Source organism: Pelotomaculum schinkii, from assembly GCF_004369205.1.
GTDB lineage: Bacteria > Bacillota > Desulfotomaculia > Desulfotomaculales > Pelotomaculaceae > Pelotomaculum_C > Pelotomaculum_C schinkii.
Map to the genome: position 1 here is coordinate 892,634 of NZ_QFGA01000002.1, position 24,203 is coordinate 916,836.

The 24,203-nt window shown below is 49.5% G+C and carries 24 protein-coding genes; 9 read left to right on the top strand and 15 right to left on the bottom strand.

The genetic code is table 11. The features are described 5' to 3' along the window. Positions 1-32 precede the first annotated feature (32 nt). The 5 genes from dinB to Psch_RS15150 form a co-directional block, all read right to left on the bottom strand. Positions 33-1,184 (bottom strand): DNA polymerase IV, encoded by a 1,152-nt coding sequence (dinB, locus tag Psch_RS15130; RefSeq protein ID WP_190258663.1) that lies wholly within the window; start codon positions 1,182-1,184, stop codon positions 33-35. A 100-nt stretch (positions 1,185-1,284) separates the two neighbouring features. Further along, a complete protein-coding gene (locus Psch_RS15135) occupies positions 1,285-2,106 on the bottom strand; it encodes a pentapeptide repeat-containing protein (protein WP_134218172.1) in 822 nt (273 codons plus the stop codon). A gap of 155 nt (positions 2,107-2,261) precedes the next feature. Continuing rightward, complete coding sequence (locus Psch_RS15140) at positions 2,262-2,969, bottom strand: class I SAM-dependent methyltransferase (RefSeq protein WP_205079519.1); 708 nt, start codon at positions 2,967-2,969, stop codon at positions 2,262-2,264. An 87-nt stretch (positions 2,970-3,056) separates the two neighbouring features. Beyond that, a complete protein-coding gene (locus Psch_RS15145) occupies positions 3,057-3,548 on the bottom strand; it encodes a 2-thiouracil desulfurase family protein (RefSeq protein ID WP_243120552.1) in 492 nt (163 codons plus the stop codon). Positions 3,549-3,617: 69 nt separating this feature from the next. Further along, positions 3,618-4,337: an aspartate/glutamate racemase family protein gene (locus tag Psch_RS15150; protein WP_190258664.1), complete on the bottom strand. Its 720-nt coding sequence runs from the start codon at positions 4,335-4,337 to the stop codon at positions 3,618-3,620. 444 nt (positions 4,338-4,781) lie between these two features. Between Psch_RS15150 and Psch_RS15155 the strand changes: the two genes are divergently transcribed. Both Psch_RS15155 and Psch_RS15160 read left to right on the top strand, forming a co-directional pair. After that, complete coding sequence (locus tag Psch_RS15155) at positions 4,782-5,420, top strand: LysE family translocator (protein WP_190258665.1); 639 nt, start codon at positions 4,782-4,784, stop codon at positions 5,418-5,420. A gap of 210 nt (positions 5,421-5,630) precedes the next feature. Further along, on the top strand, positions 5,631-6,332 hold the full coding sequence (locus Psch_RS15160) for a succinate dehydrogenase/fumarate reductase transmembrane subunit (protein ID WP_190258666.1): 702 nt from the start codon (positions 5,631-5,633) through the stop codon (positions 6,330-6,332). Between the two features lie 14 nt (positions 6,333-6,346). Here the strand turns inward: Psch_RS15160 and Psch_RS21795 are convergent, their stop codons facing one another. Then, on the bottom strand, positions 6,347-6,481 hold the full coding sequence (locus Psch_RS21795) for an avidin-fold protein (protein WP_486644312.1): 135 nt from the start codon (positions 6,479-6,481) through the stop codon (positions 6,347-6,349). An 86-nt stretch (positions 6,482-6,567) separates the two neighbouring features. On the opposite strand from Psch_RS21795, the gene Psch_RS15165 reads away from it, so the two are divergent. Continuing rightward, entirely contained in the window at positions 6,568-9,225 is a 2,658-nt protein-coding gene (locus tag Psch_RS15165) for a phosphoenolpyruvate synthase (RefSeq protein WP_190258667.1), read from the top strand. An 81-nt stretch (positions 9,226-9,306) separates the two neighbouring features. Here Psch_RS15165 and Psch_RS15170 read toward each other — a convergent pair whose 3' ends face one another. From Psch_RS15170 to Psch_RS15180, 3 genes are all read right to left on the bottom strand, one after another. Continuing rightward, the gene (locus Psch_RS15170; RefSeq protein ID WP_134218178.1) at positions 9,307-9,735 is read right to left on the bottom strand and encodes an N-acetyltransferase; all 429 of its coding nucleotides are present in this window, start codon (positions 9,733-9,735) and stop codon (positions 9,307-9,309) included. A gap of 74 nt (positions 9,736-9,809) precedes the next feature. After that, positions 9,810-11,042, bottom strand: coding sequence for a sensor histidine kinase (locus Psch_RS15175; protein WP_134218179.1), 1,233 nt, complete (start codon positions 11,040-11,042; stop codon positions 9,810-9,812). Beyond that, positions 11,039-11,716, bottom strand: coding sequence for a response regulator transcription factor (locus Psch_RS15180; protein WP_134218180.1), 678 nt, complete (start codon positions 11,714-11,716; stop codon positions 11,039-11,041). The genes Psch_RS15175 and Psch_RS15180 overlap by 4 nt, the downstream gene beginning before the upstream one ends. A gap of 215 nt (positions 11,717-11,931) precedes the next feature. Here Psch_RS15180 and Psch_RS15185 point away from each other — a divergent pair, with 215 nt between their 5' ends. Genes Psch_RS15185 through Psch_RS15195 form a run of 3 tightly spaced genes read left to right on the top strand, consistent with a single transcriptional unit; the run spans position 11,932 to position 15,282 of the window. Further along, the gene (locus Psch_RS15185) at positions 11,932-12,657 is read left to right on the top strand and encodes a polyphosphate polymerase domain-containing protein (protein WP_134218181.1); all 726 of its coding nucleotides are present in this window, start codon (positions 11,932-11,934) and stop codon (positions 12,655-12,657) included. A 37-nt stretch (positions 12,658-12,694) separates the two neighbouring features. Further along, the gene (locus tag Psch_RS15190; protein ID WP_427910113.1) at positions 12,695-13,327 is read left to right on the top strand and encodes a DUF4956 domain-containing protein; all 633 of its coding nucleotides are present in this window, start codon (positions 12,695-12,697) and stop codon (positions 13,325-13,327) included. Between the two features lie 23 nt (positions 13,328-13,350). Next, positions 13,351-15,282 (top strand): carbohydrate-binding domain-containing protein, encoded by a 1,932-nt coding sequence (locus tag Psch_RS15195; RefSeq protein ID WP_190258668.1) that lies wholly within the window; start codon positions 13,351-13,353, stop codon positions 15,280-15,282. A gap of 194 nt (positions 15,283-15,476) precedes the next feature. On the opposite strand, the gene Psch_RS15200 is transcribed toward Psch_RS15195, so the two are convergent. The 6 genes from Psch_RS15200 to Psch_RS15225 form a co-directional block, all read right to left on the bottom strand. Further along, positions 15,477-16,310: an amidohydrolase family protein gene (locus Psch_RS15200; RefSeq protein ID WP_134218184.1), complete on the bottom strand. Its 834-nt coding sequence runs from the start codon at positions 16,308-16,310 to the stop codon at positions 15,477-15,479. Between the two features lie 238 nt (positions 16,311-16,548). After that, the gene (locus Psch_RS15205) at positions 16,549-17,640 is read right to left on the bottom strand and encodes an NADH:flavin oxidoreductase (RefSeq protein WP_190258669.1); all 1,092 of its coding nucleotides are present in this window, start codon (positions 17,638-17,640) and stop codon (positions 16,549-16,551) included. A gap of 52 nt (positions 17,641-17,692) precedes the next feature. Then, complete coding sequence (locus tag Psch_RS15210) at positions 17,693-18,490, bottom strand: 4Fe-4S binding protein (protein ID WP_243124144.1); 798 nt, start codon at positions 18,488-18,490, stop codon at positions 17,693-17,695. 146 nt (positions 18,491-18,636) lie between these two features. After that, positions 18,637-19,074: a MarR family winged helix-turn-helix transcriptional regulator gene (locus Psch_RS15215; RefSeq protein ID WP_190258670.1), complete on the bottom strand. Its 438-nt coding sequence runs from the start codon at positions 19,072-19,074 to the stop codon at positions 18,637-18,639. A 105-nt stretch (positions 19,075-19,179) separates the two neighbouring features. Further along, positions 19,180-19,899, bottom strand: coding sequence for a metallophosphoesterase family protein (locus Psch_RS15220; RefSeq protein WP_134218187.1), 720 nt, complete (start codon positions 19,897-19,899; stop codon positions 19,180-19,182). An 88-nt stretch (positions 19,900-19,987) separates the two neighbouring features. Next, positions 19,988-20,365: a response regulator gene (locus tag Psch_RS15225; protein WP_190258671.1), complete on the bottom strand. Its 378-nt coding sequence runs from the start codon at positions 20,363-20,365 to the stop codon at positions 19,988-19,990. Between the two features lie 207 nt (positions 20,366-20,572). Between Psch_RS15225 and Psch_RS15230 the strand changes: the two genes are divergently transcribed. Genes Psch_RS15230 through Psch_RS15240 form a run of 3 tightly spaced genes read left to right on the top strand, consistent with a single transcriptional unit; the run spans position 20,573 to position 24,201 of the window. Continuing rightward, positions 20,573-21,661 carry a Coenzyme F420 hydrogenase/dehydrogenase, beta subunit C-terminal domain gene (locus Psch_RS15230; RefSeq protein ID WP_190258672.1) on the top strand — a complete coding sequence of 363 codons (1,089 nt, stop codon included), beginning with the start codon at positions 20,573-20,575 and terminating at the stop codon, positions 21,659-21,661. Then, positions 21,658-23,577, top strand: a complete 1,920-nt coding sequence (locus Psch_RS15235; RefSeq protein WP_190258673.1) for a thiamine pyrophosphate-dependent enzyme — start codon at positions 21,658-21,660, stop codon at positions 23,575-23,577. The genes Psch_RS15230 and Psch_RS15235 overlap by 4 nt, the downstream gene beginning before the upstream one ends. Then, complete coding sequence (locus Psch_RS15240; protein WP_190258674.1) at positions 23,578-24,201, top strand: indolepyruvate oxidoreductase subunit beta; 624 nt, start codon at positions 23,578-23,580, stop codon at positions 24,199-24,201. The last annotated feature ends 2 nt before the right edge of the window (positions 24,202-24,203 follow it).

Here is a 24,203-nt window from a genome sequence, read left to right on the forward strand (position 1 = left end):
AAATGTGCTCAGCCGCAACACTACATCCTGACTTATTGCTTTTTCTTTCTTTCCTCCGAAAGGAGCAGGCTCCCTCTCTTTATTACTCCCATACCGTACTTGTCTTTCAACTTATCAACCACCCTGCTGACCTTTTCATCCTTTTCTTGAAACAAAGACAGCTGTTCATAAGAATCCAGGTTTGATACTTGTACACCGACCAACCTCCAGGGTGGCTGGCCGCAGTTGGTCACAAAAAGTTCCCGCGCTACCTTGTAAATGGCTCCATCACCTTCTACAGCAGCAGATAACGACTGTGATCTGGTAATAGTACTGAAATCAGCAGAACGGATCTTTACTGTGACCGTCCGTGCCTTTAGCCCTTTATGGCGAAGCCTGTAGCCAACTTGTCCGGCTAAATCCATAAGCGTTGTTAATACTGCGTCTTGGTCGTAGACATCTTTTGGGAAAGTAGTCTCTTCGCCAATTGACTTGATTTCCCGTTCGGCCTGAATCTCCCGGATGTCATTTCCATTGGCACGCTGGTGCAGCATTACCCCAACAGCAGCGCCAAACATTTTAATCAATTCACGTTCAGGAAACTTCGCTAATTGGCAGATTGTCTTAACCCCAATTCGATTGAGCTTTTCTTTTGTTTGGGGCCCAATCCCGTGAAGTTTACTTACCGGCATCGGCCAAATAATTTTTGGCATATCCTCTTTTGCCACCCGGTAAAGTCCATCCGGCTTGGCCAGCTCACAGGCCATTTTAGCCAGCAGTTTGTTAACGGATATACCAACGGAAACGGGAAGGCCCAGTTCCCGCCTTACTGCCTCACGTATTTTTCGGGCTGTTTCCAACCCTACCCCTGAAGGTACAGCAAGATACGCTTCATCTATTGAAACCTTCTCTATTTGTGCTGCAAAACGATCGTATACAGCAAACACCCGGGCCGATACCTGACGATAGCGGTCCATATTCACTGGAAGAAAAACAGCGTCCGGACAGAGTTTTACCGCCTGGACCATAGGCATGGCTGAACGCACACCATATTTTCTGGCTTCATATGAGCACGTGGCCACTACTCCACGCTCACCCGGCCGCCCACCTATAATGACTGGTTTGCCCCGGTATTCCGGATGGTCAAGCTGTTCCACAGAGGCAAAAAAGGCGTCCAGGTCACAAAGAAGAATATCGCCGGACACCGTCATCACCACCCGAATAAGTTCTTTATCATCCCAATATTTTACCACCCTGACAGTACAAAACATAAAAGGCGAGTGAAATTATCCGTTATTTGTGGCATTAAAGTTTGGAATTGCCCCAGTGAGTAGGGCGAGTAAGTGACGAGGGTAACTTTGTGCTGTTATCCCCGTTCGCTGCGTTGATTTGGGCTTGGGTGAGAAAGATACTCCTGGTAAGGTCGGCGCCTCTGAGGTCAGCATCCCGGAAATCAGCCCCGATGAAATCTGTCCCGCTCAGGTCGGTTCCTCTAAGGTCAGCAGCAATAAGGTAGGCTCCTCGACCGAAGGTCTTCCGATGCCCCGAATGCGCCTTCTTCTGCCCGCGACGAGCTTCGGCTCGCACAAGTTCACTGGTCTTAAGGAGCAGAGTATTAACATCTGCCCGATGCACCGCTACATCCAGTTCCAGGAGAGCGTCGGGGCTGAGGCGAGTAAGGCGTTTAGTCTCGTCGAGCATGGAGCTGAGCGCAGCATGAATAGGACGGGCTGGTTGTAACGTCAGCGCTTCTGTCAGATACCAGACCATTTCATGGATTTGCCGCATAATATGAAAAACCTCATACATTTGCTTCGCGGATTCTGGAATTTTCCGCCAGTCATGTCCGCCATAGGTAACTTGGGAAACCTTTTGCCCCGCGCCAAAGCAGTCAAAAGCAGTGCAGCCTTTAAGGCCCCGCTCACTAAGACTTTTGTGAACACAACAGCGAAAGTCCGGCTGCAGGTTGGGGCAGGGCTGACCTGCGTCTTTGTGGATTGGGAAGCCTTCCGAAGCTGAAAAGTACAATGCGACACAGCACAAACCGAAACAGCTTTCGCAGTCAGCGCGCAAATTGCGGCGACTCTTATCAGCAAAAGGTATTGAATATTTGTTATTCCAGGACAATATCTGGTTCCCCTTATTTTAATATGGATCATGGAAAGCTATCAATTATACTAAATTGCCTTTCCCTTTGTCATAAAAATGTGCATCCCCAAAAATTTATTTAAATTATAATATTAGTTAATATTCATATCATTATATGCAACCAGGTGGTTAATTTACTTCTTTGTACAAACATAAACTGCTAAAAAACCATCATGATAACTTAGGGTATCTATTGTAAATCCGGCTCGATTCATTAACCCTTCCATTATCCAGTCGCATGTAGAAAATTCATCTCTTATTGCAATCTTCGTGTCTGAAGCAAGCTCTTCTCCGGCAACTGGCTTAATACCATTAAGCCAGTTATCAAAAAACTCTTTATAATTTTCAACTTCAAATGAATATACTGTATCCCTTAAAAAAAATTTACCGCCTTTTTTTAGCATAGCATTTATTCGTTTAAGAGCGACTAGCTTCCAAAAATCCGGGAGATGATGCAAAGCTAATTGAGAAACGATAACATCGACTGGCTCCCCCTGGTGTTCGTAAGTTAAAAATCCGGCGTGGTAATATTTTATATTGTTTATATCGTGACTTTTAGCCTTTTTATTGGCAACCTCCAGCATTACCGGAGAAATATCAACTGCATAAACCATTTTGCAATGCTTAGCAATTTCTATCGATAAATCTCCAGTCCCGGCGCCAAATTCAAGAACCACCTGCTTAGCAGTAAGACCAACAATATTGATAATGTCTTCAGTTTCTTTCTTTATATTTCGTAATTTTTGCATTCGTGAATCATAGTCTTGAACTTCTTTAGTATCGGTGTAATCCACACCAACTTGTTTCATTTCATCATACTGCCATTCTGGATATGTTTTCACATTGTCACCACTTAATAGTATTCTTTACTTATTTTTGTTTCAGCCTCTATCTAAGCATCCAGCAGTCAAGCAATCTGTTTTTTATAATCAGTCATCCTGAAAATCCTCTTCCGTCATCAGTCTTATACCCTTTTTTTTCAGAAATTCGGCGGAGAAACCATATCCGTCTATGATTTTCCCCGAAAAAGTTCCGTCATAATTCTTGCCGGCGGCGCAGGACGGGCTCTTCGTTTTCAAGACGGCGCCCTCTATTTCTTCACCGCATTCGGCGGATTTTTCCATTGCCGCCTGCCACATCAATTGCGCACCCCTAATATAGCCTTCGGTAACGTCTTCCCCCAACTTAGTTATCACCCTGCCATTAAGGATCTCGGTAACCTCGCGCGGCGTAGAAAATCCTGCCATCACTTCCGGACATACGGAAATGTATTGCTTATCCTTAAGAAAATCTTTCACCTTATCATTGTTATAATTTCCACCCCAGTAATTGCAATTATCACCCAAAAGGCACGCGCTTACGATATACATTTGCTTCTCCTCATTCTGTTTCAAAGTATCACCGTTACTCCGTCTCCGCATTCATACTAACTGCCAAGCTGATAACCTGATGTCATATGGATAGCACAAAACTGCTGGCGCAGTGGTTTATCAACATTGCGCCGGCAGTTTTGTGCTATCCGTTAAACAATACCTGATTGCACTCTCCACATGGATCTTCGTAGTATTCAGGAACGTTATGCCAAACTCGTCCCTGGTTAGAATAAGCGGTAATTCTGTGCACCCGAGAATCAATCCCTGGATAGACTCCTCATCGACCATCCTTTTAACAATCTCGAGCAAACCTTTACGGGTTCCTTCGTAAAACTTACCCAATTCAATCTCTGTCATCAATTTGTGTTGAATATAGTCTTGTTCCTGTTCCCGAGGCACAACAACTGAGATATTATCGCCGGCAAATACCTCCTGAAAAAAACCTGACCGCATGGTAAAACTTGTTCCAAGCAACCCGACCTTTTGAAATCCCATCTCTTTTGCTTTCTTACTTGTCTCTTGAACGATACTTAATAGGGGGATAGGAGACAAGCTTTCTAATCTGTCAAACACGATGTGTGGTGTATTGGCTGAAATGATGCCAAAATCAGCGCCGGCACTTTTCAAGGTATTGATTCCCTTTACAAGCCATTCTGTCAGGTCATCCCATCTCTGCTGCCCAACCATGTGCAAGAGTGTGTACATATCCATACTATAGACAAAAATTTCGGGAAGACTCCCCTCCCCTTGAAGCTCGCGATACTGGTCAATCATTAATCGGTAATAATCCAATGTAGACTCAGGACCAAATCCGCCGATCATGCCTATCTTTCTCATTAAGCCACACCCCCATTTTCAGTGTTTACTAAACTTCCGAAAAACCGTATAAATAAGTGATATCACAAAATATAGTGGAATAACAACCACTGCAATAATAAAGAAGACAGGTTCGTCGCCGTTTGTCTCACTAAAGAATGAGTAGAATAATGCATATATCGCATTATGTAGGAATACTGCAGCTATCCAGGCTCCAATAATCCAGAGCAATCTTTTAAACGTCAAAAGTAAATACTTATCAGCCTTCATGAATCCACCCCATTGCTATTACTAAAAAAAACTCTTGGATTGATGCTTTTCAATAATACATGCACGTCCGTGTTTCAATTGGAATATTTATTCTTTCGATAACTAGTTAACAAATCCTGTGAATGGAAAAGGTATTAGCATAAAACTTGAAGAAAGTTACTTACTACATACAAGTTGATGCAGGAGGATCCGATAATGAACAGCTACTATTTGTTTATCCTTACGGCATTGGCAGCCGCTATCCTGCCGGGCGCCGACTTTGCCATGGTTACCAAAAACACACTGGCGCTGGGGCGAAAGGGCGGACAGGCTACGGCTTTGGGTATTGCGTCGGGACTTATGGTCCATACCACGGCTGCAGTCCTCGGACTGTCTGTTATTATCGCCAAATCAGCATTTTTGTTTGGACTTGTCAAATATATCGGGGCTGCTTATTTGTTCTATATCGGTATAACCACATTGCTTTCCCGTGTTCAAGGCGACATATCACCCGCAATATCAGATACTGAAACAAAAGCCCCTTCTTCGGAACACTCCTTTAAGACCTGCTTTGCCCAGGGAGCGCTTACAAACACATTAAACCCGAAGGCAGCAATTTTTTATATGACACTGCTACCGCAGTTTGTCGATCCTGCAAAAGATTCCTTGCTGCAACTGACGATATTGGGGTTGACCGCGGTAATCATTGTTTTGATCTGGTTTTTGTTTTTGGCTGGCGCTCTTGACTACATACGTGTCTGGTTTAGCAAACCAATGTTTAGAAGCGCTTTCCAGCGAATCACCGGGCTAATGCTTATTTCGTTCGGTGTGAAGCTTGCTATGGAAAAACAATAATATTTTAAAATTATGTGTTAGCAGTAACAGAGAAAATGGATCATACCAGAACATATTAACAAAATAGCTCTTTTAATATTAAAATCCTGGTGATATAACATTACTAAAATTGTAACAATATTTAGGGTGGGGGTATTTTATGATGTTTCCTCCGCCGCCTTTATCAGCTCCAGCTTGTAGACACAGTCCTGATTGAAAAGGAGTAGTCAGATGGCATTTTCAAATACATTACAGACAACATTAAACAAAAAGACAAATCCAAAAATAGAGATGTATGTTGACATCGCGCAATCTATCAGCGGCATACTGCTGGTTGGCTTCTTATGGATGCACATGCTGTTTGTCGGTACGATTATCATCAGCCCCGAACTCTACGATAAGCTGTCCATAGGGCTTGACAAGTATTACTTGGCTCAGGTTGGTATACCCGGAACCGTTCTGTTAATTATTATGCATATTTTGCTGGCTGGGCGCAGGATCCCGACCCGTCTGCGCGATATGAGGATTACCTGGCGGGTTGCGCACATGATTAACCACTTTGATACCTGGGTTTGGATCGGTCAAATCATTACCGCTCTGATTATTGGCATTATGGCCGGTATCCACATTTGGCTCGTCATGACTACCTGGCCGATCAGATCATTTACAAGCGCCTCGCGTGTCGCTGCCTTAGGGCCTGCCGACCAGTCATTTGGCGGCTTTTATTTTCCCTTTATGATCGTGTTTTACGTTTTATTACTCTTTGCGGGCGAATATCATGCCGGTTTTGGCCTCTACAGAATCTTTGTCAAGTGGGGCTGGTTTGATCGTCACCGCGTGGGTTATGTATTAAAGACCATTACTGTGATAATTATCGCAACCGGTTTGTTGGCCCTATATGCCTTTATAAAGCTTGCAGCAGGTGTCTTATAAGTTAATTTAAATAATCAAACTAATATTTCTTCAATTATTGAATTACCTTTTCTTTTATCACCATTTGTCCATTCCCATTCTTCAAGTAATCTTATTCTATTGTCCGATAATATTTCTGGTGTTGAATAACATTTGCAACCCCTTAATATTTAATGGCAAACGGGAGAATCGGCATCCTGTTCTTTACATTGGATATAATATATCAGACCGGCATGGTTTTCGATAGGGGGTGCGTATGGTGGAGCACAATTATGTGATGTATTTCGATGAGCTTAATAAGTCCAGCCTGGCCAGCGCAGGCGGCAAAGGCGCGAATCTCGGTGAATTGTTTCATGTGCCGGGCATTCAGGTCCCTGCGGGGTTCTGTATCACCACAGCGGCCTATATGGACTTTGTGGGTAAAAGTCCGGAATTTCCAAAGCTTTTAGCTGCCCTGGACCGGCTGGATACCGGCAGCGTTGAGGAGGTTCACAGGGCAGGAGAGGAAATCAGGCTGCACCTGGAGAGCCTTCCTGTTCCCGCCCCCATTCGGGAGGAGGTCACAGCAGCCTGGCGGCGCACCGGGGCGGAATATTCCTATGCCGTCCGGTCCAGCGCCACCGCTGAGGATCTGCCGGGAGCGTCCTTTGCCGGGCAGCAGGAGACTTTCTTGAATGTCCAGGGACAGGAGCAACTGCTGGACTGCGTTCGCCGGTGCTGGACTTCTTTGTTCACGGACCGGGCCATCATTTACCGCCGGCGGAACCAGTTCAGCCATGGCAAAGTGTATTTGGCCGTTGTAGTGCAGCGCATGGTTTTTCCGGAAGTTTCCGGGATTATGTTCACGGCGGACCCGGTGAGCGGCAGCCGGCGCATCGTATCCATAGACGCGAGTTTTGGACTGGGTGAGGCTCTGGTGTCCGGCCTGGTTTCGGCTGACTTATACCAGGTGAGCGGCGGCAGGCTGGTCAAAAAACAGATTGCCCGGAAACTGGTGGCGATTTATGCGCGGCCTGCGGGGGGAACTGTACAGCAGGATATTCCGGCTGAATATCAAACCAGGCCGGCGCTGTCAGAGGATTCGGCGGTCAAGCTGGCCGGGCTGGGTAAGAGAATAGAACAGCACTTTGGCGGGCCGCAGGACATTGAATGGTGTTTTGCCGGCGGCGACATGTATATTCTGCAGAGCAGGCCGATCACTACGCTTTATCCGCTGCCCGCGATTACGGACGGGAAACTGCATTTGTTTTTTTCCTTGGGGCATGCCCAAATGATGACCGATGCCATGAAACCGCTGGGAATATCCGTACTGCGCACTTTGGCGCCTTTTGGCAAGGGCGGTTCCCGGCGGGCTGAAAGCCCCCTGCTGGCAGAGGCCGGCGCAAGGCTATATGTGGATTTGACTTCGCTGCTGGAACATCACCTGGGGCGGAGGCTGCTCCCGGTCCTGCTGTCAAATGTTTTTGACCAGTCCACCAGCCGTGCTGTGGCAGATTTCCTGACCAGGGAAGAATTCAAAAATATGCCCGCGCAGCGGGGATTTATATTTTCGCTGCTCAAAAAAGCTTTTCCCACGGCCATCAATATCTTTAAGAACATCTTATACCGTAATCATTCCCACGTAGTGGCAGTCATCAACGGGCAAATCGCCGAGCAGGTGAGAGAAAACAAAGCCAGGCTTAACAGTGTGTCCGGCGCAGACAGGCTCAGGCTGATTCAGGACCTCCTGTCCACCCTGCTGCCGGCTGCTTTTTCTTTAATAGCCCAGTATCTGTCGGTAGGGGTGATCAGTATTAAGCTGATTGAGCGGCTGTCCCGCCAATGGCTGGGTAACGCAGACGAACTGCGGAGTATCGGTAAATCCCCGGTCGGTAACGTCACCAGTGAAATGGGATTGGCGCTGGGGGATGTTGCGGACGTGGTAAGACTTTATCCGGAAGTGCTTGAGTACTTGAAAGGCGCCGGCGATGAACACTTCTTCAGCAGGCTAAAGGGCGTCACCGGTGGGGAAGAAGTACAGCAGGCCCTGCAGGAGTTCTTGGAGTTATACGGCATGCGGGGTACAGGTGAGATCGATGTAACCCGCCTCCGGTGGCGGGAGACCCCTACCCAGCTGGTTCCGGCCATCTTAAGTCACATTCAAAGCGCTGCGCCGCAGCAGCACCGTACCAGCTTCAGCACAGGTAAAAAGGAGGCGGAGCGTGCGGCGGCCAGCCTGATCGCCCGCCTCAGAAGAACCAGGTGGGGTTTTTTCAAGGCCAGGATCATAGCGCGCCTGATTAAGGTGCACCGCTGGCTCATTGTCGTACGGGAGCATCCGAAATATTTTATCGTCCAGCATCTTGACATAGTCAAACAGGCAATTTTGGCCGAAGCCGCGGTCCTAGCCGCCGATGGTATTCTTGAGCAGCCGGAAGACGTCTTTTGGCTTTCACTGGAAGAGATCATTAACCTGATCGAAACCAGACAGCCGGACCTGGCCTTGATTGAAAGACGCAGGGAGGAGTTCCTGCATAACCAAAAACTCGTACCCCCGCAGGTGATGACCAGTGACGGGGAGATCATTACCGGAAGGCTGTTCAGGGAAAATGTGCCGCCGGGTGCATTAACCGGCACCCCCGTTTCCGCCGGAGTGGTGGAGGGCCGCGCCAGGGTGATCCTGAAGCTGGAAGAGGCCAATATGCGCAAAGGAGAGATTTTAGTCACACCGTTTACCGATCCCGGTTGGACCCCGCTTTTCCCGCTGGCTGCCGGTTTAGTCACCGAAGTGGGCGGTCTGATGACCCACGGGGCGGTGGTGGCACGGGAGTACGGCATTCCGGCGGTGGTCGGCGTCGACAGCGCAACCAGTGTTATCAAAGACGGACAGCGCATTCGCATAGACGGACACCAGGGTTTTATAGAAATACTATAAACATTGTTTTACTAATTTCTCCGGCATGGAGATGCAGATTATCTCATTAAAATGCTTTGGTAGAGAGTTATATGATGTTTGTCATCTTCTCCATTCCATTATATATTCCATAAACCCAGAGTCTTCATTAGGCTGTTCTGTTTTTATCTTAAAATTACATTTTTTATAAAAGTTTATTGCTCGATAGTTTTCCACATATACCCCTAACTCTAAATGTGAATACAGCTCCTTGCTATAGTCAATAAGCTTGTTACCAATTCCCTGCCCCTGGTATTCTTCTGAAACGAATAATGCACCAATAAAGGAATTGTCGATAATACTTATGAATCCTTTTATAGTATTGTTTTCTTCATAAATAAAGCTTGTAGCAACAGGCAAATATTCATCTTTAACAATATTATAATTATCCACCCAATATTTTTTGGGTATGAAACTATGAGCAGTAATATTGGTATTCAACCAAATACTCATAACTTCTTTAACATGTGAATCTTCAAATCTCTTGATCATATTTTTCTTTTTCCGTTTCAATAATTTATTCAATTCGTCATATATATTGAGCCTGAAAGCTTCAAATGCAACCCCTACTTGAGAGGGAAGTTGACCGAGAAAGTGGTCCCCGCTTTTTCACTGCTCTCCACCGAGATCCTCCCCCGGTGGTTCTCCACAATAGCCTTGGCTATGGCCAGGCCCAGTCCATAGCCCCCCTGTTCACGGGACCTGGAGCTGTCAGAGCGATAGAACCGCTCAAAAATGTGGTTCAGATGCTCTACCGGGATGGGGGCGCCGGTATTTGAGACCGTAAGAAGGACAGATTCCTGTAGGCGTTTTAGGGTCAGTGTGACTGTCCCACTTTTCCCGGCATACTTGCAGGCATTGTCCAGCAGGATTACCGCCAGTTGGTTAAGTTGCCCCTCATCCCCGGTCAGGGTGATGTCAGGGGCTATTTCGCTTTTGATGATGATTCCCTGTTCATAGGCAACCGACTCGAAGTGAAGGAAGCAGCTCCAGACTACATCGCTGAAATTCATGCTGGTTTGCAGCGCCGGCGCCTCGGCGGCATCGGATTTGGCCAGGAAGAGAAGGTCGTCCACCAGCTTTTTCATCCGGTTGGCTTCCGCCTGCGTGTACTCCACCCATTTGGACTGCCGGTCAATGGTGTCCTGCCGGTGAGCCAACAGAATTCCGGTATTTGCCAGGATCACTGTCAGGGGCGTTTTCAGCTCATGGGACGCGTCGGCCACAAATCGCCGCTGCTGTTCCCATGCCTTTTCCACCGGGTTCAGAGCCCAGCCGGACAGGAACAGGCTGATCAGGAAGAACGCAGCCAGTCCCCCCGCTCCAACCAGCAGCAACGTGATCATCAGGTTGGTCATGGCTTCCAGTTCCCGTGTCATATCGGCAAAAGTAATCCGGACGCCTTCCGGAGTGTGTTTCAGGAGAAATCGAAGCCGCTGATCATACAGAATTCCCTCCTGGCGCCCTGAAGCCAGGACCCGTTCTGATACTTCAGCGATCATCTCATCGGATACGGCCACATTTTCCCGGGCGGCAGAAATGATCTTACCCTGATCATCCAACAGCGCGCTGAAAACCGGCAGCATCGGCATCGCTTTCTTCGGGTGCCTGTTGCCGATTTCTACCGGGGGCGGGGGCATGCCGATATCGCTGTTGATGACACGCTGCATGACGTCGTAGCTTTCTGCCTTCGTCCGCTGATAGCTGAAAAAACAGATGGATGCAAAAACAATGATCAGCACCAGACTGATCAATGTCATGTTGATGAATATGAATTTCCTCCGCAGCTTCCGGATCATGGCGCCTCTGCCTCCAATCTGTAACCCACCTTGCGGACCGTACTGATATTGACCTTGGAGCCCAGAAAAAAGAACTTTTTACGAAGAAAAGAAATATAGGCCTCCACATTATTGTCCTCTGCGCCGGACTCCATGCCCCACACCTTGATGATAATGTCTTCCTTGGGAAACACCAGCTTCGGATTGGACATCAAGAGCTTCAGCACCTGGTACTCCTTAAAGCCCAGGCGCACCGACTTGGAACCGCGGCTCAGGGTGTAAGTGGACAGATTGAGTGTCAGATCGGCAAAGGACAGCTCTTCCAGCACCACATCCCCCTGCCTCCTGGAAAGGGCCCGGATACGCGCCAGAAGCTCCTCGCCCGAAAAGGGCTTGGTCATGTAATCGTCCGCCCCGCAGTCCAGTCCGGTGACCTTGTCCGTGATATCGTCCTTGGCCGTGAGAAGCAGCACAGGGGTGGTGTTTTTATTTGCCCGAAGCGTTCGGACTACCTCAAAACCGCTTTTTTTCGGCAACATGACATCCAGCACGATCACATCATACAGGCCGCTCATGGCATAGTCCAGCCCGGCCGCGCCGTCGTGCACGATGTCTACGGTATACTTCTGTTCAGCCATGATCTGGCCCAACGCTTCCGCCAGACGGATCTCATCTTCCACAACCAGAATACGCACGAGAGTCCTTCCTTTCCATGATGTGTTCATCCTAACGTATCATACCACAGCCGGGAACCGTTTGAAATCGAATACCGTGCCAAACAAACCGTAACTTATATCTTACTTTATCAAGAAAGTCTGAAATTAGTCTGAAGCCGGGATTTCAGAGTAATTTCAGTGCAGGGCTGTATGATCAGGGCATCAGAAAGCCCAAACGGAAGGAGATGTCCAATATGGCACAGTACCAGGATGTATTCAAGCGGATTGAAAAAAAATACCTATTGAGCGCACAGCAGCATCAGGCTCTGATGCCGCAGCTGCAGGGATATATGACACAGGACCGGCACGGCCTGCATACCATCTGCAATCTGTATTTTGACACCAAAAGCTATGAACTGATCCGCCACTCCATTGAAAAGCCTATTTACAAGGAAAAGCTTCGATTGCGCAGCTACGGTGTTCCCAAGCCCGGTGACACCGTGTTCCTGGAGCTTAAAAAGAAATTCGAGGGCGTCGTCTATAAGCGGCGGATACCTCTCGCACTGGAGGAAGCCCGGCGGTATCTGCTGCGCCATGAAAAGCCCCGTAGGTCCAGCCAGATCCTTTGCGAAATCGACTGGTTTCTGAAGCGATACCAGCCTGTTCCAAAGATATATATCGCCTATGACCGACTGGCCCTCTTCGGCAATGAGGATGCCAGCTTACGCATCACCTTCGACCAGAACATACTGTTTCGGGAGTCTCTCCTGGATCTGTCAAAGGGCAATTGGGGGAAACCCCTGCTGAAGCCGGGTAATGTCCTGATGGAGATCAAAATCCCCGGAGCCATGCCCCTGTGGCTGAGCCGGCTCCTGACCGAGCTGGAGATCTACCCGACCTCATTTTCCAAATACGGCAACATTTATAAGTATCACCTGCTCCACCAGGTGTGCCCCAAGGGAGGAATCTTCTGTGCTTGACAGTCTTTTGGCTCTTACATCGTCCGCTTCCATTTCCATGGGGAACCTGCTGCTCTGCACCCTGGCTTCCCTGGTGTTGGGACTCGGCGTTGCCGGTATCTATATGTACCGGAATAATTATACTAAGAATTTTGTGGTGACCCTGGCCCTGATGCCGGCCATGGTCCAGCTGGTCATCATGATTGTAAACGGCAACCTGGGAGTCGGCGTGGCCGTGATGGGCGCTTTCAGCCTGGTCCGTTTCCGCTCCATTCCCGGCAGTTCCAGGGAGATCGGCAGCATCTTTTTCGCGATGGCCGTCGGCCTCGCCACCGGCATGGGATACCTGGTAATCGCGGCCCTGTTCCTGCTCATCGTCGGCCTCATGACGATGCTTTTAAACACCGTCAGCTTTGGAGAGCAGAAAACAACCGCAAAGGAACTGAGAATTACTATCCCGGAAAACCTGGACTATGCGGGGCTCTTTGATGACCTCTTCAGCAAGTACACGCAAAAAGCAGAGCTGGTCCGGGTGAAGACCACCAATATGGGCAGCCTGTACGAGCTGCGCTACCATATTGCCCTGAAAGGTACCGAGATTGAAAAAAGCTTCCTGGACGAGCTCCGCTGCCGCAACGGAAACCTGAACATCGCTATCGGTCGGGTAACAACCAGAAGCGATGAATTATAAAAGGACGAGAGGAGAATTGCATCATGCCCTACACCCCCCCGAAATTCACAGCCCTGCTGGTGGCAGCCCTGGTGGCCCTGGCAGGATTAACCGGCTGCAGTTCCAGCACCGGCGCGGCAACCAATACCGCCAGCACAGCCGGTACTTCAACGGAAATCGCCGCCATCGCGGTGGAATACAGCAGCGAGGACCTGGACAGCGCCTGGGATCCTGCCACTGCCACCAACATCACCCTGCAAGGGAGTTCTATTGAAGTAGAAGGCTCCGGCGCTGCCTCTGAAGGAAGCAAGCTCACCATCACTGCTGCCGGTACATACGTGCTCAGCGGTGCCCTGACTGATGGACAGATCGTCGTGGATGCCAAAAAGGACGATTTGGTACGGCTGGTACTGAACGGCACATCCATTAGCTGCTCAGACAACGCAGCCATTTACGCCAAACAGGCGAAAAAGACCATCTTGACCCTGGCTGAAGGCTCCAGCAACACGGTGCAGGACGGAACCGCCTACACCCTGGCCGAGGGGGAAGACGAGCCGGACGCGGCCATTTTCAGCCAGGACGACCTGACTATCAACGGCTCGGGGTCCCTGACCGTCAACGGTCAATTCAAGCACGGGATCGCCACGAAGGATGACCTGGTTATTACCGGCGGCAGTATCAACGTTACCGCAGCCGGCGACGGACTGCGGGGCAGGGATTCCATTGCCGTCAACGGCGGCGCCTTTACCGTCGAGGCCGGCAGTGACGGGTTCCAGGCGAATAATGACGAAGATGCGGATAAAGGCTGGATATCTCTGGACGGCGGGGTTTTCAACATCACCGCGGGTAGTGACGGCATCCAGGCAGACACTCTGCTGCAGGTCACAGACGGGAAGGTCACCCTGACCACCGGTGGCGACAGCGTCAATGCAAGCTCCGGCGCCAACGGCAATGGCAATCCCCGTCCCGAGTGGGGTAAGCGCGAAACTGCCGCTGCTGATACTACCGCCGAAGAGGACACGGGTTCCGCCAAAGGCCTCAAGGCAGGCGCCGGCATCCTCATCAGCGGCGGCATAATTGCCATCGACTCCTCTGATGATGCGATCCACTCCAACGGTGAGATCGTGATCAAGGCGGGCGAACTTGTGATATCCTCCGGGGACGACGGGATCCATGCCGACTCCGCGTTGGCGGTCGACGGCGGCAATATCCGCATCTCCCAAAGCTATGAAGGTCTAGAGAGCGCGGCCATCACCATCAATGGCGGGACGGTTCGCTTGACTGCTAAAGACGACGGGCTGAACGCCGCCGGCGGCGCCGACGGCTCCTCCCTGGGCGGCAGGCCTGGAGAAAACAGCTTCCGTACCGGTGGATCTTATTTCATCCGCATCACCGGGGGTTATATATCTATCGACGCAGGCGGTGACGGCATCGACGCCAACGGATCTCTTTATTTCAACGGCGGTACCGTGCTGGTAAGCGGACCCACCAACAACGGCAATGGGCCCATGGACTACGACGGCGACTGTGAGGTCACAGGCGGTACTTTGGCCATAGCCGGCAGTTCCGGCATGGCGCAGGCCCCCGGAGAGCCCTCTTCACAGAATTCCATAACTGTCTATTATACCAAGACGCAGGAAGCCGGAACTCTCGCCGCCCTGACAGATGAAAGCGGAAAAACTATCCTGGCCTTTGCGCCCGCCAAAGCATATCAGTCTATCGTGATCAGCACTCCGGAGTTGGAGCAGGGAAAAACCTACACCCTGATCTCCGGCGGCACTTGCAGCGGCACACTCACCGACGGGCTGTATACCGGCGGCCACTGTTCCGGGAGCGCCGAATTGACCCGCATTACCATCTCCGGCACGGTCACCCGCATCGCTGATGACGGTTCTGCGGTCAGCGGCGGTATGGGAGGCATGGGCGGAATGAATGGTCCAGGGGGACCTGGACGGGCACAAGCTCCCACCCGGTAACCCGAAGCCTTTCGGCGACACAACAGCCCACCACTCCATGAATATATGCTTTCACAGCAAAAGCGCCGGATCCCGGCGCTTTTCCAATGTCATGCTAAAAACCTGGTTATCAAAATAAAAAAAGGCAATGAGTTAAGGGGGTTCCTTGACTTGCTACCATTGCTACTAAAACCGTGCAAAATAAGACTGTCCTATCAAACCAATCCCAAGAGCTGTTTAGCGTTTTCTCCGAGTATTTTTCGAATTGCCTCTTGTGAAATATTTAAGTTCCTGATTATTTCGATGTTCTTTTTTACATCTACACTGGGCCAGTCAGTACCAAAAATAAACTTATGGGCAAACCTTTCGATATCAGGAAAGAATCCTATAAGCTTTTTAGGTGGCAAACCTGAAACTTCGATATAAACATTCTTATGAAGGCGAGCCACGGTTAATGCTTCATTATACCACAGGCCCCGCCCACCGTGTGCCATAATGATTTTCAGGTTAGGAAAGTCTACAGCCACATCATCAAAAAAAATGGGATTCGCATACTTTATACGGACGCCTGAAAAAATTGAAGATCCCGTATGGAAAAGCACAGGTATGCCAAGTCTTTCGGCAACAGCATACAATGGGTAAATAAAATTGTCATTGGGATAAAAATAATTGTATGGGGGAAGAAGCTTGAGCCCTTTAAAGCCATGATTTAAACATAAATCCTCTAACATTTGACCCATATTCGGGTGCAGATAAGGATTTAATGTGCAAAAAGGTATTAATCTCGGACTCACCTTGCAAAAAGCTTCTACCATTTCGTTTGTGCAAATACCGGTTGACAAAGGCGATATTTCTGCTAATATAACGGAATAATCTACTCCATTTTGATCCATCAACTGCAGAAAAGCATGGGGGTCGCTATGTATTTTGCAAAAATTAACATATTCTTCTCTGGAAGGGAAGGCACTTGCAAAGAAATTAAAGGCATCTTCACCAAAAGACTCGTATTCTGAGAGGTGAACATGAAAGTCAATTATAGTATTTTTCAATTCTCAATTCACACCAATCATATTAATTGGTTTTTCCAATCATATTCTACATCTGAAAGCAAATAAATTTAAATATTTGTTTATAATTGTATTAATCATTTCTGATTATTACTCATTTTTTGGCGCTGATAAAAACACCATTGCAGCCACCAACATAAATCCTGCATTGCAAACAAAAAAGCCACTCTAAAGTGACTTTATCCGGCAGACAATTCTATTACATGCTATAACATATCTTTTACTTGTTTCTCATTTCACAGTATATCCCGTTTCCCTTCAGTCCTTTAACAAAGCACCTGTTATCAGACCTGCATTCCGATTTGCAGCGATCCCCGGATTTCCAGCGGTTAATTAAATTAGGTTCCCTGATTAATGGGCGGCACAGGGAAATATAATCTGCTGCCACATCTTCAACCAAACGCTCCGCTGTTTGAAAAGACCTGATACCGCCGACCAGGATCAGGGGAATACTAATAGCATTTTTGAAATAACGGGCCTCATCCCTGTAATAGACTTCTTCCTCAGGTTTAATCCCGGGCCGGATCGGAGACAGTTGGCCTCCTGTGAGCAGGCCGCCACTCAATTCAATTGCGTCAAGACCTGCATCAGAAAGCGCGCGTCCGACCTTAAGGGAGTTGTCCAGACTCAGCCCGTTCTCTACGAAATCCCGACAGTTTAGTTTGATTAATACCGGATAGTCTTTCCCTACCGCCTCCCTGACAGCCTGGAACACCTCAATATGAATCCGGGAGCGATTATGGATTTCTCCTCCGTATGTATCCTGACGCCGGTTAAATACCGGGGAGAGGAACTGGCTGAGCAGATATCCGTGCGCGGCGTGAATTTGGACCCCGTCAAAACTAGCGGCTTTAGCCCTCCGTGCTGCATCAGCAAAAGCAGTAACTATCTCCTGTATATCCTGCCCTGTTATTTCGTGGTACAGCGTTTTGCCTGCTTCCTCCTCTGCCGAAACGACCAGCGGCGCCTGACCGGTCAATTTTTCAGGCGCAAATCTTCCGGCATGGGAAAGCTGCGCTACGACCTTTCCGCCACAGCGATGGATGGCTGCTGTCATTTCCTTAAGCCCGGGGATAAGTTCATCTTTATAAATACCAAGCTGCCGGGGACCTGCCTTGCCCTCCGGGCAGACATAGGCGTGACCGGTGATAATTAATCCAATGCCACCTTTGGCGAGATCAACCATTGTGGCCATCAGCTGCGGGGTAACGGCTCCGTCGTTGTCAGCCATCCCTTCCCACGTCGCTGAGCGAACGAAACGATTCTCCAATACCATGCCGTTTATTTCTGAACGGTCAAATACTTTACTCATTTTTCCCCTCCTTACCCCCATAAATCATTGCTTTTGACAATATGTACTTCGTTTATTTGACTGCCATCATACTTTCATAGACTTTCTCCTTCGGATTCTTATCTTCACAAGGCACTGAGGTCTGACATTTGCCGCATCCATATCTGGGTTTATACCGCTCACGCACTTCATCAAGAAAATGCGAACAGATTCCATTATCCTTACCTTTTTCACTTATGGCCTGAGGCGGACAGCGGTCAATACAAACGCCGCATTTGGTACAATATTCATCAAACTCTTTGTACAAACGCTGTGTTGGTTCCAATTCAAAGTCTACGATCACACTGCCAAAGCGTCCGGCAGATCCCAAGCTCGTAATCATCGAACGGTTCAGACTGAACGTACCGAGGCCGGCAATGAAGGCGACGTGCCGTTCTGACCAGTTACTCCGCCGATTGACCACCGTCAAGCGTTTATCAATCGACGGAGCTATTGCGCGGCCGCCCGCTTTTTTAATCAAATCCACAACAAAACTGCATAGAGCATTGTTAAACATTTCACCTTCGTATCGCCCGTAAAGCCACTCGGTAGAAGGGAAACCCTCGGAGCAATTCGACCGGCGAATACGTTGCGTGTACGGCAGAAAGTAAGAGACAACCGATTTGGCTCCAACCAGCCATTCTTGTGGAGACAAGTGCTGGGGCCCAACCACATCCGTATCCTTGAGCTTTTTCCAAAGCGCATCCTCAACGCCGGCCACGCCAACCAAAGGCTGATCATATATGCGCATCGTTTCAAGCTCATTGACGATATTCTGGGGACTGTTCAAGACATAATCGTCAAGCTTCTCTTTTATGGTTTGTAAAAGCAACGTTGTCACTCCGGTTCTTCTTATTGGTATACTATATCTGAACGCAGCCCAACGGGGCAAGAACTCAAACTCGTCAGCGTACGAGCCGCTTACAAAGCAGCTCTATTCTATATGCATATGCATATACATATATTTAGTTAAAAAAGTTATTGCAATAATTGTGCAACATCTTTTAGCATTTTTAAGAAATCACGGTATCGTTCGGAACCCAATCCCTGCTCAATTCGCGATTGGGCTTGTTCCCACAATGGCTCAGCCTCTACAAGCTTTCTTGCGCCGCTCTCTGTTATTGAGATGGACTTTTTCCTCGCGTCATTATCTTCTTTTGTAACATTAACGTATCCCAGCTTCCTCAATATTTCGATATTTCGCGTCACCGTGGTTTGGTCCATGAGCAATATAGATCCAAGCTCGCCGACCGAAATATTGCCATGCAATGAAATATTGAGGAGCAACGAAATTTGGGTGCTGCGTAAACCACATGGCTGAAGAAGTTGATCATAAAACTGGGTGATCGCCCTCGTCGTCCTTCTTAAATTGCCGCAAGCGCAGCGCCGCATACCAGATAGATTCGAACGAGACATTGTTAACACTCCAAAAAAATATATGTATATGCACATATTATTTTATTGAGGCATGTTTGTCAAGGTTAAGCGCCGCCTATGCTTAATTTCTTGTTTTTCGCAAAATCAAACCGCCCCAGAGCGAAGCATCTCAGCAAATTCTTTTGGCAAACCGGATATCTCCACAGCCATCGCCATGCTTTCCACATCGTAAGCCACTTTTTGGATGCACACTTCCACATTATTTCCAAATTCAATGATAACGTAAGAAGCATGGGGATCGCCGTGTTTCGGCTTCCCTACGCTTCCCGCGTTGATCACGTGTTTACCGGGGTTGAGAACCTTGTGATACGGGACGTGGGTGTGCCCGCAGATAAGCACGTCACGGTGAAATATATTCAACAGTTCCATCAGGTAATCAGGTTTGGTTCCTTCGTCAAGGTACTCATTTAACTGCAGCGGGCTGCCGTGTACTATCATTACTTCAAACTCCCCCGCCCGGAAACAAATCTCAGCCGGTAGATTGCGGAGATATTCCTCGTTTTCTTCCGTCACATTTTCCCTGGTCCAGACGATGGATTCTTCACCAAGAGCCCGGGCCTGCTCATCCTTATAATCACAGCCGCAGATAAAGCGCCGGTTTCCTATAGCATCGTCATAGTTTCCCATCACCACCGGTATTTTGTTTTCTTTAAGCAAGTCGATCACTTCGTTCGGGAAAGGCGCATAGCCGACCAGGTCCCCGGCGCAGTAGATCATTTCCACCTCTTTTCTGCTTATATGTTTCAAAACTGCCTGCAACGCTGCTATATTCCCATGGATGTCAGAGATCACGGCAATTCGCAATACGAGCACCCCCTATGAGTCACATTTTAATTAATCGGTGTTAAATCATTATTAAAGATTTGTTTTATCTTTATTAATAAGGTGGTGTTTATATTGCCTCAAGAAATTGATTATCATCAGGCGGTTTAACTTCATAGTCCATTTCCCCAGGTTCTAAAACTTTGATATTTAAATCCTGATTTTTAGTGTCTTCCAAAATAATATTTCTGGCTTTGGAATCAATCAGGAAAATTACCATTGCCCCCTGGTAATATTGATGCATGCTGATATCTATGGCGACCAAATCAGGCCGGCACTCATTATATAGCGAAACAGCTTCATAACCTTTGCGGATTTCCCCAACGATCTCGTAGCCGTGTTTGGATAAGGCATACCTGATCAATCTTCGTTTTAATGATTTATCGTTAATTATCAAACTCTTTGACCCAAAACCAGACACCCCTTCTATTATTAAATTACAAAGCATTATTTGAGCTCTTGTAATTATCTTAGATTAATAAGTTGAAAATATCCTGAAAACCTCCTGAATATCCACGTAATATTCCTTAACCCGGCAGATGTTTCAGATTTTTCTTTATTTTTTGATTAAAGGACTTTACCCGGGTTTACAGAAAATTATTTACATATCACATCATATATTGACAAAACTCTTTTTTCTGTCCGGGGGTTAAAAATGGAGATTTCTAAAGTGGAATACAACGGGGCGGCCGGGCTGCAAAAGAAAGTGCTTGAGCGGAGGCTTTGCACCGTTTGCGGCGCGTGCGTAGGCTACTGCCCGTACATCAAGACTTTCGGGGAACAGGTGGCAGTCATCCATGACTGCAATATCTGCGACGGGGTTTGTTACCGGTTGTGCCCGCGCAGTTTTACAGATTATGAGGGTTTAAGGCAAAGCGTTTTTGGCGCTGAGGACTTTGACCCGGTTTTGGGTACCCACACCTCCCTTTACTTTGCCAGGGCTGAAAGCGAAAAAATCCGGGCTCAAGGCCAGTATGGCGGTGTTGTAACAGCCCTTTCCCTTTTCGCTATGCAGCAGGGACTTATCGACAGCGCCCTGATGGCAGGCGGTGGCCCCTCCGGCGCGCGGCCTTTTCTTTGTTCAACCTCGCAGGATATTTTTGAGATGGCAGGATCAAAATATACCGCCGTACCTACCTTAAGCCTTTTTCAGGAAGCTGTCAAAAACGGTTTCCAGCGCGTCGGGATAGTCGGGCGGCCCTGTCAGGTCACCGCCAGCCGCAAAATGCAGCAGGTAAAGGAAATAAGCGGGCAGAATATCGCCCTGGTTATCGGGCTGTTTTGCTTCTGGTCCCTGTCTGCAGAGCTTTATTCTTTTCTGCAAGAAAAAGGACTGTCTAACTGCAGCCGCATGGACATACCCAGGGACGGTGTTAATTTCCTGCAGGAGGACGGCAGCCAAATTACCCTGCCGCTGGAAGAAATCCGTCCCTTGATCAAGGACACCTGCCTGGCCTGCTACGACCCTCTATCTGAACTGGCTGACGTATCGGTAGGTTCCACTGAGCAATACCCCGGTTGGAACACTTTGGTAGTTCGTTCCAATAGGGGACGGCAGCTGGTGGCAGATGCAAACAAAGCCGGCATCATCGAGCTGCAGCCTTACCCGCATGATCGCCTGCCGGTACTCCGCCGGGCGGTTTTTCAAAAGAAGAAAAGGGTGCTGGAGCGCCCCGACTCAACCTATATTGGTATTCCAGACTGGGAAAAAGAGAGCTTTATCAAGGGAGGCGGGGAAGAATGAGCTGGAAAGACGTTGTTTACGGAAATCCGGGTGATAAGGTCCTCATCAACGGCAACGACGCCATCGCCCGGGGGTGCCTGGAAGCGGGGGTTCGCTATGCTTCTTCTTACCCCGGCTCTCCTTCCTCAGAGATCACGGAAACACTGGGCAAGGCGATAGCCGCCTTTGACCTTTACGCGGAGTGGTCGACCAACGAAATCGTAGCCCTGGAAGGGGCGGCGGCAGCTTCTTTTACGGGCTTAAGGGCAGTCTGCACCATGAAGTCGGACGGCCTGAACGTGGCCCTGGATTTTCTCACCAGCATGAACCTCGCCGGCTGCAAGGGCGGCCTGGTCCTGGTGGTGGCCGACGATCCCGCGGCGCACTCCAGCCTTAAAGAACACGATTCCCGCAACCTCGCCAGGGCCGCCCAGATACCGGTGCTTGAACCCTCCACCCCGGATGAGGCCAGGGTTATGGCCGCTTGGGCTTTTGCTCTTTCCGAAGAGACTGGCGGGCCGGTTATCTTGCGCTCGGTTACCAGGGTGTCCCATTCCCGCGGCATCGTGGAACTCAAAGAAATCGAAGGAACTCAAAAAACGGCAGAAATTCCACCGGGGCAGCGATTTCAGACCTTCTCCATATTTCATATGAAGGCCAGGGACAGGCTGCAGTTCGCCGCCGATATATACGAAACAAGCCCCTTCAACTTTTTTGAAGGGCCGCAAGAAGCGAAGACTGTGCTATTTTGCTGCGGCTCCAGTTATCTTTACGCGCGGGAAACGCTCAAACTGCTGAACTTAACCGGGGAAGTGAAATTGGTCAGGGTGGGTACCACCTACCCCTTGCCTGAAAACTTCATCCTGTCCCATTTACGGGGCGCCGGGCAGGTCATCTTTGCTGAAGAAGTACGCCCGGTACTGGAAGAAAGCGTCCTGCTTTTATATGCAAGAAAAGCGGCTGACCTGGGGAACATCACCTTTCACGGCAAGCTGTCCGGTGAGGTGGCCGGTGTGCGCGGCCCTGCCTGCGGCGAGATGAATACGGACATTCTCCTTGAAGCGCTGGCCAAAATAACAGGGGTCGAGTACCCCAAACCAGGCTACCCGGCTAAACTGCTGGACCAACTGGTAGAAAAGATCCCGCCCAGAGACTTCGCCATGTGTCCCGGCTGCCCGCACCGGGCGTCCTTCTGGGCAATCAAGACCGCGGTGGCTGTGGACGGACGGGACGGCATTATCAATGGAGATATCGGCTGCTACAGTCTGGGCGCTTTCACCACCGGGTTTGAGCTGTTCGACACCCTCCACTGCATGGGCGCAGGACCCGGTATCGCCTGCGGTTTGGGCAAGCTGAAGAAGTTCGGTTTCAACAGGCCCGCGATCGCGGTGGTAGGTGACTCCACCTTCTACCACGCCGTCATCCCCGGCCTGATCAACGCCCGCTACAACGGCTCCGAATTCCTTTGCATCGTTCTGGACAACGGAGCGACCGCCATGACCGGACACCAGCCCCACCCGGGCACGGGCTTCAACGCCGCCGGCGATGCCGCGGAAGCCCTGTCCATTGAGGAAGTGGTACGGGGTCTCGGCATCGCGGTGGATGTAAGCGATCCTTTTAATATAGAAGAAACGGCAGGGAAGATTTTTGCCATGAACCGCCTGCCCGGTGTAAAGGTGCTGATTTTACGGCAGCTTTGTGCCCTGGTGGCGTACCGCAGGGAACGGAAAAAACGGCGTGTTACCGTGGACCCGGAGCGGTGCCGGGGCGAGTCCTGCGGCTGCGGCCGCTTCTGCACTAGCGTCTGGGGCTGCCCGGGGAACATCTGGGACACCGCGGCCGGCAAGGCCAAAATAGATGAAGCGGTGTGCGCGGGGTGCGGCGTGTGCGCTAAACTCTGCCCTGCCGGAGCAATTGCCGTCGAGGAGGTGGATTAGGTGAAAGACCCGTTAAATATTGTGATCACAGGCGTGGGCGGTCAGGGGAACATCCTGGTTTCGGAAATTCTGGCCAAGGCCGCTGCGGCTGAAGGCTTCAAAGTTACAGTGGGTGAATCTTACGGGCTGTCCCAGCGCGGCGGAGCGGTATCCAGCCACATCCGTCTCTCGCAGGAATTCCAATACGGCGCGGTAATACCGGCCGGCCACGCTGATATCATCGTGGGTTTTGAACCGGTGGAAGCGGCCCGGTCCGCGGCCGCGCTGGGCCACCCGGGTACAAAGATCATTTTAAACCCGCGCCCGGTTTACCCGGTGGGTGTCCTGACCGGCGGGCATGCTTATCCTGACCCTGATGAGTTGATTAAGACCTTAAAAGATATGTCCGCGCAGGTTTTACTCATTGAGAGCAGTGAGCTGGCAGCTTTAGCCGGAGATCCCGTGGTCCAGAATATTGTGATGGTCGGCGCCCTGGCCGGTTCCGGCTACCTGCCGCTGTCACCGGCGACCTTTACCTCCGTCATTAACACCGTAGTGCCTGAAAGAGCTTTGGAAATGAATGAGCGGGCCTTTCAACTGGGGTTTGACGCGGCCTGCGCTATAAAAGTTTCACAGGAAAAATAACG

What these genes read in the sequence shown, in the direction of transcription:
- Psch_RS15235 (WP_190258673.1), top strand. Translation starts at nt 21,658, where the DNA reads ATGAGCTGGAAAGACGTTGTTTACGGAAATCCGGGTGATAAGGTCCTC.
- Psch_RS15205 (WP_190258669.1), bottom strand. Translation starts at nt 17,640, where the DNA reads ATGAGTAAAGTATTTGACCGTTCAGAAATAAACGGCATGGTATTGGAG.
- Psch_RS15175 (WP_134218179.1), bottom strand. Translation starts at nt 11,042, where the DNA reads ATGATCCGGAAGCTGCGGAGGAAATTCATATTCATCAACATGACATTG.
- Psch_RS15145 (WP_243120552.1), bottom strand. Translation starts at nt 3,548, where the DNA reads ATGCGGAGACGGAGTAACGGTGATACTTTGAAACAGAATGAGGAGAAG.
- Psch_RS15195 (WP_190258668.1), top strand. Translation starts at nt 13,351, where the DNA reads ATGCCCTACACCCCCCCGAAATTCACAGCCCTGCTGGTGGCAGCCCTG.
- Psch_RS15160 (WP_190258666.1), top strand. Translation starts at nt 5,631, where the DNA reads ATGGCATTTTCAAATACATTACAGACAACATTAAACAAAAAGACAAAT.
- Psch_RS15150 (WP_190258664.1), bottom strand. Translation starts at nt 4,337, where the DNA reads ATGAGAAAGATAGGCATGATCGGCGGATTTGGTCCTGAGTCTACATTG.
- Psch_RS15170 (WP_134218178.1), bottom strand. Translation starts at nt 9,735, where the DNA reads ATGATCAAGAGATTTGAAGATTCACATGTTAAAGAAGTTATGAGTATT.
- Psch_RS15185 (WP_134218181.1), top strand. Translation starts at nt 11,932, where the DNA reads ATGGCACAGTACCAGGATGTATTCAAGCGGATTGAAAAAAAATACCTA.
- Psch_RS15165 (WP_190258667.1), top strand. Translation starts at nt 6,568, where the DNA reads ATGGTGGAGCACAATTATGTGATGTATTTCGATGAGCTTAATAAGTCC.
- Psch_RS15215 (WP_190258670.1), bottom strand. Translation starts at nt 19,074, where the DNA reads ATGTCTCGTTCGAATCTATCTGGTATGCGGCGCTGCGCTTGCGGCAAT.
- Psch_RS15225 (WP_190258671.1), bottom strand. Translation starts at nt 20,365, where the DNA reads ATGCTTTGTAATTTAATAATAGAAGGGGTGTCTGGTTTTGGGTCAAAG.
- Psch_RS15230 (WP_190258672.1), top strand. Translation starts at nt 20,573, where the DNA reads ATGGAGATTTCTAAAGTGGAATACAACGGGGCGGCCGGGCTGCAAAAG.
- Psch_RS15155 (WP_190258665.1), top strand. Translation starts at nt 4,782, where the DNA reads ATGAACAGCTACTATTTGTTTATCCTTACGGCATTGGCAGCCGCTATC.
- Psch_RS15190 (WP_427910113.1), top strand. Translation starts at nt 12,695, where the DNA reads ATGGGGAACCTGCTGCTCTGCACCCTGGCTTCCCTGGTGTTGGGACTC.